Raw genomic sequence first — 12,584 nt, 5'->3', positions numbered from 1 at the left:
CGGTCAGATGTGGCCGCGATCGCCCGCCGGCGTATCGCTGCAGAGCATGAAGCAGCGGAACAGCATGATGGTCGGCAGCAGCTGCAGCACGCCCACCAGCGCATCGAGCGCCAGCCGCGGCAGCGGCTCGACCGCACCGTCGCCGACCAGCGCACCGGCCAGCCAGGCCTCGATCAGCCACAGCGGCAGCAGCACGCTCAGCACGCAGCCGAGCACCAGCAGGAAGCGTCCGCGGGTGAGTGCGAAACTCGCCTTGATCGCCGCCAGCGGCGACAACCCGCGCAGCACCAGGAGGAATTCGGCGAAGGCGATCTTCACCATCACCCAGATGCCCGGCAGCACGAACAGCGAGGCGCCGAGCATGATCAGCAGCGTGCCGAGTCCGGTGAGCACTGCCAGCGCCGGCCACAGCGGCAGCGCGCGTGCCAGCACGGCGCGCGGGCCGGGCGCATGGCCACGGCTGCGGGCGTCGAGAAAAAGGATCAGTGCGCCGGTGTAGAGCGGATAGAACAGCATGCCCACCAGCAGCTCCTGCGCCGGCAGCGAATCCTTGCCCAGCCAATGGTCCACCGCCAGCCGCGCGCCGCTCTCGAGCAGGATCAGCGGCAGGCACAGGCGCACGATCGCGCCGAAGTGGCGGGTATAGAAGAACCAGGCGTCACGCAGGATGGCTAGAACGTTCATCGCATCGAAGGCTGAGCAGCAAATCGGGGCGCCACTGTAGCCGATGCGCCGCGGGCAGGACATGTGCGATGTAGCCGTCCATACTGGCGGCCCCGTACCCAACGAGTCGCCGCGTGAAGAAGATCGCCCTGTTCGCCGATGTGCAGAACCTCTACTACACGGTACGCCAGGCCTATGGCTGCCACTTCGACTACGCCGCGCTGTGGGCCGACGTCAGCCGGCATGGCCGTATCGTCGAGGCTTATGCCTACGCCATCGACCGCGGTGATGCGCGCCAGCAGCAGTTCCAGCAGATCCTGCGTAACCTCGGTTTCACGGTGAAACTCAAGCCCTACATCCAGCGCAGCGACGGCTCGGCCAAGGGCGACTGGGACGTGGGCATCACCATCGACGTGCTGGACGCCGCGGCGCGGGTCGACGAGGTGGTGCTGGCCTCCGGTGACGGCGATTTCGATCTGCTGCTCGAACGCGTGCGCGCCGGCGGCGGCGAAGCGACTGCTTATGGCGTGCCTGGGCTGACGGCGCAGTCGCTGATCCGCGCGGCGACGCGTTATGTGCCGGTCGAGGGCGAGTTACTGCTGCGTGGCTGAATGTAGGGTGGATGACGCTTCATCCATCCACTGGGGCAATGCAGGAAGGTGCGTGATTTGCCTATCAGGTGAACCGTGCCGCGGTGGAAAACGCTGCGCGGTTTTCCACCCTACATGGCTGGCGCGGAGATCGTAGGGTGGATGGCGCTTTCTCCATCCACCGCAACGCCCGTCAGGCTTCGCCGAGAGCTGCCAGGCGCTTGCGCACGGCCGCTTCGATGCCGACGGCATCCAGGCCGCATTCGGCGAGCATTTCGCTCGGTTTGGCGTGTTCGACGTAGCTGTCCGGCAGGCCGAGGTGCAGCAGCGGCATGACGATGGCCTCGGCCGCGAGGAACTCGGCAACCGCACTGCCGGCGCCGCCCATGATGCTGTTCTCCTCGACCGTCACCAGCAGCTCGTGGCTGCTTGCCAGTTCGCGCAACAGGGCTTCGTCCAGCGGCTTGACGAAGCGCATGTCGACCACGGTGGCGTCCAGCGTTCCACCGACCCGCAGCGCCTCGGGCAGCTGCACGCCAAATACCAGCAGAGCGACGCGTTCGCCTTGACGGCGCACCACACCCTTGCCGATTTCCAGCGGCGCCAGGCCCGGCTCGATGGTCGCGTTCGGCCCGCTGCCGCGCGGGTAGCGCACCGCTGCCGGGCCCTCGAACAGATAGCCGGTGGTGAGCATGCGGCGCATCTCGTTCTCGTCGCTCGGCGTCATGATCAGCATGCCGGGGATGCAGCGCAGGTAGGACAGATCGAAGCTGCCGGCGTGGGTCGGCCCGTCTTCGCCGACCAGACCGGCGCGGTCGATGGCGAACAGCACGTCGAGATTCTGCACTGCGACGTCGTGGACCAGCTGGTCATAGGCGCGCTGGAGGAACGTCGAATAGATCGCCACCACTGGCTTCATGCCCTCGCAGGCCATGCCGGCGGCGAGCGTCACGGCGTGCTGTTCGGCGATGGCGACGTCGAAGTAGCGATCCGGGTAGCGTTCGCTGAAGGCCACCAGATCGGAGCCTTCCTTCATCGCTGGGGTGATGCCGGTCAGGCGCGGGTCGGCGGCGGCCATGTCGCACAGCCACTGGCCGAACACGTTGGAGTACTTCGGCCCGGAAGGTTGCTTCGGCTTGGCGGGCGCGCCGACCGGCTCCAGCTTGCTGATCGCATGCCAGGTGATCGGATCGGCCTCGGCCGGGGCGAAGCCCTTGCCTTTCTTGGTGACCACGTGGAGAAACTGTGGGCCATCGAGGTCGCGCATGTTGCGCAGGGTGGCGATCAGCGTCGGCAGGTCGTGGCCGTCGATCGGGCCGATGTAGTTCCAGCCGAGTTCCTCGAACAGCGTGCCGGGCACCAGCATGCCCTTGGCGTACTCCTCGGTGCGACGGGCGATTTCCCAGGCGCCGGGCAGGCGCGACAGCACCTTCTTGCTGCCCTCGCGCATGCTCGCGTAGGTGCGACTGGAGAGGATCTTGGCCAGGTAGTTGGACATGCCGCCGACGTTGCGCGAGATCGACATATCGTTGTCGTTGAGTACGACGAGCATGTTGGCGCCGACTTCCGGCGCGTGGTTGAGCGCCTCGAAGGCCATGCCGGCGGTCAGCGCGCCGTCGCCGATCACCGCGATGGCCTTGCGCTTCTCACCCTTGAGGCGGGCGGCGATCGCCATGCCCAGCGCGGCGCCGATCGAAGTGCTGGAATGGCCGACGCCGAAGGTGTCGTATTCGCTCTCGCTGCGCCGCGGGAAGGCGGCCAGGCCGTCCTTCTGGCGCAGTGTGCCCATACGCTGGCGCCGCCCGGTGAGGATCTTGTGCGGGTAGGCCTGATGGCCGACATCCCAGACCAGACGGTCGTCAGGGGTGTCGAAGACGTAGTGCAGCGCGATGGTCAGCTCGATCACGCCGAGGCCGGCGCCGAAGTGGCCGCCTGTCTGGCCGACGCTGAACAACAGATCCTGGCGCAGTTCGTTGGCGAGCTCGTCGAGTTCCGCCTCGCCCAGTCGGCGCAGCTGCTCGGGCGTCGCCGCTCGGTCAAGAACGGGCGTCGCAGGGCGCACCCGAGGAATCTCATGGAACGTCTTGGGCATCAGGCGGATCGTTTTGTCGTTGAAAAAAGAGCGGCAGTTTACCCGATGGGGGCGACGATAAGAACGGCCGCGCGCTCGGTGGGGCTTCGTCGCGGCCGCGCTGCCTGCGGCCGGACGCTTCAGCTGCGGCGCTCGACGATGAAACGCGCCAGCTCGCGCAGCGGTTCGGCGGCGATATCGAAGGGGCGCAGCGCATGCAGGGCCTGATCGCGCAGCTCGATGGCGTAGGCCTTGGCCTCATCCAGTCCGAGCAACGCCGGGTAGGTCGGCTTGTCGCGGGCGATATCGGCGCCCTGGTGTTTGCCGAGCGTGGCGGTGTCGCTCTCGACATCGAGGATGTCGTCCTGCACCTGGAATGCCAGGCCAATCGACCGGGCGTAGTGGCTCAGCGCGCCGAGGCTGTCGGCGTCGGCATGGCCGCTGGCCAGTGCGCCGAGCTGCACGCTGGCTTCGATCAGCGCGCCGGTCTTGTGCCGGTGCATCAGCTCCAGCGCGGCGCGATCGAGTTTCAGCCCGACCGAACCGAGGTCGATGGCCTGCCCGCCGACCATGCCGGCCGGGCCTGCGGCACGCGCCAGCACGGCGAACATGCGCAGGCGCAACGCGGCATCGGCAGGATTGTGCTTTTCCTCGGCCATCGCCTCGAAGGCCAGGCTCTGCAGGCCATCGCCGGCGAGAATCGCGCAGGCTTCGTCGAAGGCCTTGTGGGTGGTCGGCTGGCCGCGACGCAGGTCGTCGTCGTCCATCGCCGGCAGGTCGTCGTGCACCAGCGAGTAGGCGTGGATCAGCTCGACCGCGCAGGCGGCGCCATCGGCCGTCGCGCGGTCGCCGCGCAGCGCTTCGCAGGCGGCGTACACCAGCAGCGGGCGCACGCGCTTGCCGCCGTTCATCACGCTGTAGCGCATGGCCTGGTAGAGGCGTTCGAGTTGCGGGCGCGGGGGGGCGAAGAGCGCTTCGAGACAGCTGTCGACGCGTTGCTGACAGTCTTTCTGGTAGTCGACGATGATCATGCTTGGGCGTCCGGCTCGAAGGGCGCTTCCTGCAGCGCGCCGTCGCGTTCGAGCAGGATCTGCACCTTCTGTTCGGCCTGGCTCAGCGCCGCCTGGCAGTCGCGGGTCAGGCCGATGCCCTGTTCGAAGCAGGTCAGCGAGTCCTCGAGCGACAGCTCGCCGCTTTCCAGGCGTTCGACCAGTTGCTGCAGTTCGGCGAGGGATTGTTCGAAGTCGAGGGCGGCTTTCTTGCGGGCCATGCGGGCACCTGTCGGCGGCGGGTCGGAAACGGGCGCGACATTAGCAAAGAAGCCCTGTCGCAGCCACCCGTTTGCCGGTATCCACTCAAGCGAGGTAGATGGCCCAGAAGTAGTAAAGCGTCATGCCGCTGCCGACCAGGATCACCAGCGCGCGCAGCCAGCTCGCCGGCAGTTTCTGGCTCAGCGCCCCGCCGGCGTAACCGCCGAGCGTCGCGCCGCCGAGCAGGATCAGCAGTTCGAACCAGCTGACCCGCCCGGCGAAGATGAAGGTCAGGCTGGCGACGCTGTAGATCACCGCCGAGATCAGGTTCTTCAGCGCGTTGGCGCGCACCAGCGCATGCCCCTCGATGGAGAACGCCGCCAGCTGCAGGATGCCCATGCCGGCGCCGAAGTAGCCGCCGTAGATCGACACCAGGCTATGTGCGCCGAGCGACAGCGGCGAATGCGGTGGCACGGCGCTTTCCTTGCGCCGCGCGGCCAGCCAGCGGCTCAGTCGCGGGCTGGCGGCGAACAGCGCGGTAGCGGCGAGCAGCAGCCAGGGGATCAGCAGGCTGAACACGTCGTCGCCACCGGCCAGCAGCAGCAGGCCGCCGAGCAGGCCGCCGGCCAGACCGGCCAGCAACAGTGGCAGCAGGTAGCGACCGAGCGGACGCAGACTTGCGCGTGCCGCCCAGGCGCCGGCCAGGCTGGCGGGCCAGAGCGCCACGGCATTGGTGGCGTTGGCGGTCACCGGCGGCAGGCCGATGGCCAGCAGCGCCGGGAAGGAGAAGAAGGTGCCGCCGCCGGCCAGTGCGTTCATCCCGCCTGCGGCGAAACCGGCGGCGACCAGCAGCAGAATCTCGAGGATCGACATGAGGCAGGGTCCGTGGCAAAAACGGGCAGGGTAGCCAGCCCGTCGCGCCAAGGCCAGCCGCACATGGCGCGGCTCAGCCGTCTAGCGGCAATAACAGCGCCGGCGTCGGCGGGATGACACCGGCCAGCAGGCATTCCTGTGCGGCCAGCGGGCGCGCGTAGTGGTAGCCCTGCAGGCTCGGGCAGTTGTTCAGCCGCAGGAACGCCGCCTGCCGCTCGTTCTCCACCCCCTCGGCGACCACGTGCAAGCCCAGGTGTGCCGCCATCGTCAGAATGCCGCGCACCAGCGCCACCGAGTGCTCGCTGTCGGGCAGGCCGGCGACGAATTCGCGGTCGATCTTGATGCCATCGAAGGGGAAGCGCTGCAGGTAGGTCAGCGAGGCGTAGCCGGTGCCGAAGTCGTCGAGCAGCAGCGGCAGGCCGGCGGCCTTGAGGCGCGTGAGGGTCTGCTGCACATGCTCGTCGGCCTCCAGCAGCGCGCTCTCGGTGATCTCCAGTTCCAGCAGTTCCGCCGGCGTGTCTTCCTCGGCAAGGATGGCGAGCAGGCTGCCGGCCAGATCGGCCTGACGGAAATCGAGCGGCGAAAGGTTCACCGCGATCCGCAGTTGGTGACCCTGTTCGCGCCACTGGCGCGCCTGCCGGCAGGCCTGGCGGAACACCCAGCGGGTGGTTTCGATGATCAGCCCGCTGTCTTCGAGCACCGGGATGAATTCGCCCGGCGGTACCAGGCCGCGCTCGGGCGAATTCCAGCGCAGCAGCGCTTCCATCACCTCGGGCTCGCCCGCGGCGTTCACCTGCGCCTGGTAATGCAGCACGAACTGCTCCTCGTCCAGCGCGCGGCGCAACGCCTGCTCGAGCTGACGGCGGCGCTCGGCCGCGGCGCTGAGCTCCTGGCTGAAGAAGCGCGTGCAGTTGCGCCCGGCATCCTTGGCGGCGTACAGCGCCAGGTCGACCTGCTTGAGCAGCTCGCTGGCACTGCCGCGGCCGTCGCTGCTGGCGATGCCGATGCTGGGGCTGACGAAACACTCGTACTGGTTGATGCGCATGGGCGGCTGGAAGCCTTCGATCAGATGCTCGGCCAGTTGTCCGGCCTGCTGCGCGTCGCTGCGTTCCAGCAGCAGCATGAACTCGTCGCCGCCGGTGCGCGCCAGCAGTGCCGGCTCCGGTGCCAGCTGGCGCAGGCGCTCGCCGACCTGGACCAGCAGGCGGTCGCCGATCTCGTGGCTGAGGGCGTCGTTGATGCGCTTGAAATGATCCAGATCGAGGTACAGCAGGCTCAGCGCCACGCGCTCGCTGAGCAGTTGTTCGAGTCGCTGGACCAGGAAGTTGCGGTTGGCCAGCTGCGTCAGCGGGTCGAAATGCGCCAGGAAACGCAGACGCTGCTCGGCGCGCAGACGGTCGCCGATGTCACGCAGCAGCACCAGCGCGTGCGTTTCACCGTTGCGCAGGAACGGCGTGCAGGTGATTTCCAGCGGCACCTGCTGGCCGTGCCGGTGCCCGGTCAGCTGCAGCACGCTGTTGGCCGGTGCGCGCTGCAGCCGCTCGGTGGCGTCCGGCTCGAGCAGACGGTCGGCCGGAACATTGCCCACCAGCTCGCCCGGTGCGCAGTCGAACAGGGCGGCGGCGGCCGGGTTGGCCTGTTGCACGCGCAGCTCGCCGTCGACCACCAGCATGCCGATCGGCGCCGTGTCGATGAGGTTGCGCATCAGCTGCTCGCTTTCCTGCTGGGCGAGCCGGCGCTGGTGCAGCTGGTTCATCATCTGGCTGAAGGTGGTGGCGAGCTGACCGATCTCGTCCTGGCCGCTGACGGCTGGCGGCTGCGGCTGCTGATCCTGGGCGAAGGTCCGTGCGGCCCGGTCGATGCGGGCCAGGCGGCGGGTGATCAGGTGGTTGTAGAGCAGGTTGAGCGCCAGGCCGAGCAATACCAGCAGGCTCAGCGTCTGCGCCAGGTAGAACCAGCCGTCGCGGCGGGTTTGCGCCACGACCGGCGCGAAATCGAACTCCACCAGCAGCGCTTCGCGCAGCGGCGCGCCTGTTTGGGTGGTACGGTCCAGCGGGTAAATGACCAGCTGCCGCGCCGACGAATCGCCCAGCCAGCCGACGCGACCACTGCGCACATACTCGGCGAGCGCGTCCGGGTCGATCAGCGTCAGCTTCGTCGGGTCCAGCCCCAGTCGGGTGCTGCCGATGACGCGCAGCTGCTGGTCAATGACCATCGCCCAGCGCACCCCCTGCAGGCTGGCGACATCGGCCAGCTCGGTCTGCAGCTCGGCGGTACGACCCATGCGCTGGTGGTCGCTGAGGCTGCTCTGCAGCAGCGCCAGGTGCTGGCGGGTATGGACGCGCCAGTGCTGCAGCGTCTCCTCGACGCGGCCCGGCAGGTGCCAGGCAGTCAGCAGCAGGGTGAACGTCAGGGCGAACAGGCCGAGCAGCAGCGGTAGCGACAGACGCAGGGAATAGCGGGTCAGCATTTCCTACCTCGGCATTCGGCAAGCAACTGGTGTGCGGGGCGCGGATTGGCGAGCAGGCCGCGCTCGTTCAGATAATCGCTCAGATGCTGGATGCTGCGCAGCAGCTGGCCGCTGTCGAGCCATTGGCGGTTGAGCGCGGCGTCGCCCATCACCATCCCGGCCAGCGTGACCTGCATCGCCTCGGCGCTGAGCCCGAGGCGCGCCTGCAGGCGCGGATCGGTTTCCGCACGGTTTTCCTGCCAGGTGCGCAGCGAGGTGAACCACAGCGCCTTGAGCTGCAGGCGCCGCTCGGTGCTGACGTGCCGGCGGTCGACCACCAGCACGTCGACGATCTCGCCGGGTAGCTGGCGGCTGTCGAACAGCCGTCGCGCGCCGTGGCGCTCAAGGGCCGGTCCCTCCGAGGCGAAGGTGATGACTGCATCGACCTTGCCCTCGCGGAAAGCCCCGACGTGCTCGTGCACCGGCAGGCTGACCACGGTCACGTCGTCGATGCTCAGCTGCGTCTGGTCGAGCAGGCGCTCCAGGAAGAATGCGCCGAGCGCCGTGTTCTCGACACCGATGCGCTGTCCCTTCAGCGCGTCCAGCGAGGCGATCGGGGCACGCGCGAACAGCACATCGGCACCCGCGGAGACGTTGGCGACCAGCACGATTTCCAGGTCGAGTTCCGGCGCGCGGTCTTGCAACAATAGCACTTCGTCCAGTGTCAGCAGCGCGGCGTCCAGCATGCCGTTGCGAAAGCCGCGCAGCACGCCGGTGGTCGTCGGGTACTCGACCAGGCGCACGCCGCCGGATTCGGTCCAGCGCAGATCGTCGGCCAGGTAGAGCGGGCCATAGCCCAGCCAGCGATTGCTGCCGACGCGGGTCGGTTCGGTGTTCGGCTGGCAACCGAGCACAATCAGTCCAAGCAGCAACAGAAGTGTCAGGCGCATCCTGCGACCTCGTGATGGTTGAGTGCCACCATAGCGGAGTCGCACAGCCGCGTGAATCCCGCAAAAAGTCTAGGGCCAATTCAGCTTCGGCGCAGGTGTCGGCGACGCCGGTCCGCCGGAGAGCCACAGCGTTTCGCAGGCAATAAAAAAGCCGGCTTGTGGCCGGCTTTCAGGGGTGGCGCTGGCTTACTTCTGATAAGCCTCCGCCGCCTTGATAATTGCCGCGCGGGCTGCGTCGGCGCCTTCCCAGCCTTCGACCTTGACCCACTTGCCCTTCTCGAGATCCTTGTAGTTCTCGAAGAAGTGCTTGATCTGCTCGATCAGCAGCGGCGGCAGGTCGGTGTATTCCTTCACGTCCTTGTACAGCTGGGTCAGCTTGTCGTGCGGGACGGCGATCAGCTTGGCGTCACCGCCGGCTTCGTCGGTCATGTTCAGCACGCCGACCGGACGGCAGCGGATGACCGAGCCCGGTGCGACCGGATAGGGGGTCACGACCAGCACGTCCAGCGGGTCGCCGTCGTCAGCCAGGGTGTGCGGGATGAAACCGTAGTTGGCCGGGTAGAACATCGGGGTGGCCATGAAACGGTCGACGAACAGGCAGTCGGTGTCGTGATCGATCTCGTACTTGATCGGCGCATGGTTGGCCGGGATCTCGATGGCGACGTAGATGTCGTTCGGCAGATCTTTGCCGGCCGGGACTTTGCTGTAGCTCATGAAGGAAAGGCTCCGTGATCGGCCAGCGTGGCCGGGGGGGCGGAAAAAAGTGGGCGCGATTATAGGCGCAATGTCGCGCGCAATGCACGCCGGGTTCGACGCGTACGGCCTAGGCAGGTTCCCGGTAGGCCGGGTGTTCGGCCTGCAGTCGTTGCAAGCGTTGTAGCGGGTTTTGGCGATAGAAATCGGCGAGCTGGGCGTAGACCTCGGGGAAGGCGGCGTGCAGCACGTCTGGCGCGCTGAAGAAGTATTCGCTGGTGACGGCGAAGAACTCCGCCGGGTTTTCCGCGGCGTAGGGATCGATCGGGGTTTCGGCGTCCGGATCGGCGTCGAGGGTGGCGTTCAGCTGGTCGTAGGCCTGCTGCATGGCCGTCGCCCAGGCGTCGATGCGCATGGACCGGTGCAGCGGCGGCAGGCCATTGGCGTCGCCGTTGAGCATGTCCAGCTTGTGCGCCAGCTCGTGGATCACCAGGTTGTAGGCCTCCCAGCCGCCGCTCTGCTGCACGCCGGGCCAGGCGAGGATCACCGGGCCCTGCAGCCAGGCCTCGCCGCTGTGTTCGGCGTCCCACTCATGCTCGACGCCGGCGGCGTCGCGGTGCTTCTGCGGGCTGAGGAAGTCGTCCGGATAGATGACGATCTCGTGGAAGCCGCGATACCAGCCCAGATCGGCCAGATGCAGCAGCGGCAGCTGGGCCTGCAGTGCCAGGCGCAGGCGATCCTCGGCCTGCAGCTCGACGCCCGGCAGGGCGGTCAGACGCTTATCGTGCAGGAACAGCACGGCACGTTCGCGCAAGCGGGCGAGTTCGTCGTCGCCGAGGCCATCGAGAATCGGCAGGCTGTCGAGCACCTGCTGCCACAGCTCCGGGGCCACCGGGTTGCGGGCGAGGATGCGTTTGCGCTGCCAGGCGCGAAAGGACCACATGCGTGCAGGTTCCAGCGAGGCGGGCGCTCACCATAAGCGCGGCGGCGATGTGCGGCAAGCCGCGCGCAGGCGCTCAGGTCGCCGCGTCCGGCGACGTCTGTCCGAGCTTGTGTGGGTTGAGCACTGCATAGATGCGGCGGATCTGCCGGCCGTCGCTGACCAGCGTCATCGCCGCGTGGAGGTGCTCGCCGTGCAGTACCAGCACGCCGGGCTCGCCATTGATCCAGGCGACGCGTGCCTGCCATTGACCCGCCGCGCGACGAGCGATGCCGCGGGCCAGGCGCGTCGAAGCCCGCACGCCGTGCAGCGTCTTCGAGGCGGCCGAGACCAGACCACCACCGTCGGCCATCCAGCTCACGTCTTCGGCGAGCAGCTCGGCGAAGGCCGTGCTGTCCGATTCCAGCAGCGTGGCGGCGAAGCGCTCCACCAGCCGTCGATGCGCCTCGCCATCGACTGCGAAGCGCGGCCGCTCCTCGCGCACCCGGCGCCGTGCGCGGCTGATGATCTGCCGGCAGGCGGCCGCGTTCTTGCCGAGGGTCGCGGCGATCTGTTCGTAGGAATGTTCGAGCACCTCGCGCAGCAGCAGGGCTGCACGTTCCTCGGCGCCGAGGCGTTCGAGCAGCACCATGAAGGCCATCGAGATGTCCGCGCCGAGGTCGGCCAGCCGCTCGCCTTCGTGGTCGCCGAGGCCGAGCAGCGGTTCCGGCAGCCAGGGGCCGAGGTACTCCTCGCGGCGTGCGCGTCGCTGGCGCAGCTGGTCGATGCCCAGCCGCGTCACCACGGTGACCAGCCAGGCCTCGGCGTCGCGAATCGTCGCCGCATCCGCGCCGCTCCACTTGAGCCAGGCGTCCTGCAGCAGATCCTCGGCGTCGGCGCGGCTGCCCAGCAGCCGGTAGGCCAGGCCGAACAGCTTCGGTCGCAGCGTCTGAAAAAAATCGGTCCGGTCCTGCACGTCAGCTCCTCACGATGACCCGTCCAGTATGGACGGATCGGTCGTGCTCGCTGTGACAGCCGATCTTTTCGGCGCGGCGCTGTCACAACCTTGCGCGCGGCTGCGTCCTGGCTGGGTCATTACCGACAAACCGACTGGAGACCGCCATGACCGTTCGCCTCGACTACTTCAAGCACGCTGACGCACTGCCGCTGCAGGCGCTGACCGCGATCAGCGGCTACCTGCACGAATCCGACCTGGACCCGCAGCTGCTGGCACTGATCGAGTTGCGCGCCTCGCAGCTCAACAGCTGCGCCTACTGCATCGACATGCACAGCAAAGACCTGCTGGCGCTGGAAACGCCGCTGCCGCGCATTCTGCTGCTGTCGGCCTGGCGTGAAGCCAGCGTTTACAGCCCGGCCGAACGCGCGGCGCTGGCCTGGACCGAGGCGGTGACCCGATTGCCCGACGGCGAAACCCTGGACCGCTGCTACGGTGAGCTGACCGCGCATTTTTCGCCGCGGGCGATCACTCGGCTGACCTTTGCCATCATCGCCATCAACAGCTGGAACCGCCTGAACGTCGCCTTCGGCCAAGAGCCCGGCCAGTACCGTTCGGGCGACCTCAAGGGCGCGATGAACCGCGCACTGGAGCGTTTTGCCGATCTGCGTCCCACCACCAAAAGGAATATTGCATGAGCGAACAAACCGAGCGCAGCGGGCTGCGACTGATCAACCCGCCGGGTCTGTACGACCCGTCGCCCAACGGTTACTCGCACGTCGCGCTGTTGCCGGCCGGCGCGCGGCTGGCGTTCATCGCCGGGCAGGGCGGCGAGACGGCCGACGGCAGCCTGTCGGCCGATTTCCGCCAGCAGGTGCGCCAGGCGCTGCGCAACCTGTGTGTCGCCATCGAGGCGGCGGGCGGCTCGCCGGCGCAGATCGCCAAGCTCGGTGTTCTGATCGTCGAGCACAGCGAGGCTCGGCTGCACGTGTTCGGCGAGGAGCTGGCGCGCGCACTGGGGCCGGGGCCGAAACCGGCCTGCACGCTGATCCCGGTGCCGCGCCTGGCGCTCGACGGCATGCTGTTCGAGATCGAAGCCGTGCTGGTGCTGACCGCCGAATAGGCGTGCCGCCGGTCGGCGCGTCACGGGACTGTCAAGCACGGTGGGTAG

The 12,584-nt window shown here is 67.9% G+C and carries 13 protein-coding genes; 3 read left to right on the top strand and 10 right to left on the bottom strand.

Annotation, left to right across the window (positions count from 1 at the left end; translation table 11 throughout):
• Positions 1-3: 3 nt before the first annotated feature.
• The gene (locus HU825_RS02515) at positions 4-684 is read right to left on the bottom strand and encodes a YciC family protein (RefSeq protein ID WP_043297787.1); all 681 of its coding nucleotides are present in this window, start codon (positions 682-684) and stop codon (positions 4-6) included.
• Positions 685-767: 83 nt separating this feature from the next.
• Between HU825_RS02515 and HU825_RS02510 the strand changes: the two genes are divergently transcribed.
• On the top strand, positions 768-1,274 hold the full coding sequence (locus HU825_RS02510) for a LabA-like NYN domain-containing protein (RefSeq protein ID WP_305128078.1): 507 nt from the start codon (positions 768-770) through the stop codon (positions 1,272-1,274).
• Between the two features lie 172 nt (positions 1,275-1,446).
• Here the strand turns inward: HU825_RS02510 and dxs are convergent, their stop codons facing one another.
• The 9 genes from dxs to sigJ form a co-directional block, all read right to left on the bottom strand.
• On the bottom strand, positions 1,447-3,345 hold the full coding sequence (gene dxs, locus HU825_RS02505) for a 1-deoxy-D-xylulose-5-phosphate synthase (protein ID WP_234302832.1): 1,899 nt from the start codon (positions 3,343-3,345) through the stop codon (positions 1,447-1,449).
• A gap of 119 nt (positions 3,346-3,464) precedes the next feature.
• Complete coding sequence (locus HU825_RS02500) at positions 3,465-4,355, bottom strand: polyprenyl synthetase family protein (protein ID WP_175415051.1); 891 nt, start codon at positions 4,353-4,355, stop codon at positions 3,465-3,467.
• Entirely contained in the window at positions 4,352-4,594 is a 243-nt protein-coding gene (locus HU825_RS02495) for an exodeoxyribonuclease VII small subunit (RefSeq protein ID WP_043297667.1), read from the bottom strand. The genes HU825_RS02500 and HU825_RS02495 overlap by 4 nt, the downstream gene beginning before the upstream one ends.
• Positions 4,595-4,679: 85 nt before the next feature.
• Complete coding sequence (locus HU825_RS02490) at positions 4,680-5,447, bottom strand: sulfite exporter TauE/SafE family protein (protein WP_234302831.1); 768 nt, start codon at positions 5,445-5,447, stop codon at positions 4,680-4,682.
• Positions 5,448-5,520: 73 nt separating this feature from the next.
• Positions 5,521-7,917 carry a putative bifunctional diguanylate cyclase/phosphodiesterase gene (locus tag HU825_RS02485; RefSeq protein WP_234302830.1) on the bottom strand — a complete coding sequence of 799 codons (2,397 nt, stop codon included), beginning with the start codon at positions 7,915-7,917 and terminating at the stop codon, positions 5,521-5,523.
• Positions 7,911-8,846: an ABC transporter substrate-binding protein gene (locus tag HU825_RS02480; protein WP_234302829.1), complete on the bottom strand. Its 936-nt coding sequence runs from the start codon at positions 8,844-8,846 to the stop codon at positions 7,911-7,913. Before HU825_RS02480 ends, HU825_RS02485 begins: the two co-directional genes overlap by 7 nt.
• Before the next feature lie 186 nt (positions 8,847-9,032).
• The gene (gene ppa / locus HU825_RS02475) at positions 9,033-9,560 is read right to left on the bottom strand and encodes an inorganic diphosphatase (RefSeq protein ID WP_003290517.1); all 528 of its coding nucleotides are present in this window, start codon (positions 9,558-9,560) and stop codon (positions 9,033-9,035) included.
• Positions 9,561-9,669: 109 nt separating this feature from the next.
• Positions 9,670-10,482 (bottom strand): M90 family metallopeptidase, encoded by an 813-nt coding sequence (locus tag HU825_RS02470; RefSeq protein ID WP_234302828.1) that lies wholly within the window; start codon positions 10,480-10,482, stop codon positions 9,670-9,672.
• A gap of 73 nt (positions 10,483-10,555) precedes the next feature.
• The gene (gene sigJ, locus HU825_RS02465) at positions 10,556-11,434 is read right to left on the bottom strand and encodes an RNA polymerase sigma factor SigJ (protein WP_234302827.1); all 879 of its coding nucleotides are present in this window, start codon (positions 11,432-11,434) and stop codon (positions 10,556-10,558) included.
• A 146-nt stretch (positions 11,435-11,580) separates the two neighbouring features.
• Here sigJ and HU825_RS02460 point away from each other — a divergent pair, with 146 nt between their 5' ends.
• The gene (locus HU825_RS02460) at positions 11,581-12,111 is read left to right on the top strand and encodes a carboxymuconolactone decarboxylase family protein (protein ID WP_043297660.1); all 531 of its coding nucleotides are present in this window, start codon (positions 11,581-11,583) and stop codon (positions 12,109-12,111) included.
• Positions 12,108-12,536, top strand: a complete 429-nt coding sequence (locus HU825_RS02455) for a RidA family protein (protein WP_054094553.1) — start codon at positions 12,108-12,110, stop codon at positions 12,534-12,536. The genes HU825_RS02460 and HU825_RS02455 overlap by 4 nt, the downstream gene beginning before the upstream one ends.
• Positions 12,537-12,584 lie beyond the last annotated feature (48 nt).

Source organism: Pseudomonas phenolilytica (assembly GCF_021432765.1).
Taxonomy (GTDB): Bacteria; Pseudomonadota; Gammaproteobacteria; order Pseudomonadales; family Pseudomonadaceae; genus Stutzerimonas; species Stutzerimonas phenolilytica.
The sequence above is the reverse complement of the archived record's forward strand: the minus strand, read 5'-3'. Positions and strand labels throughout refer to the sequence as shown.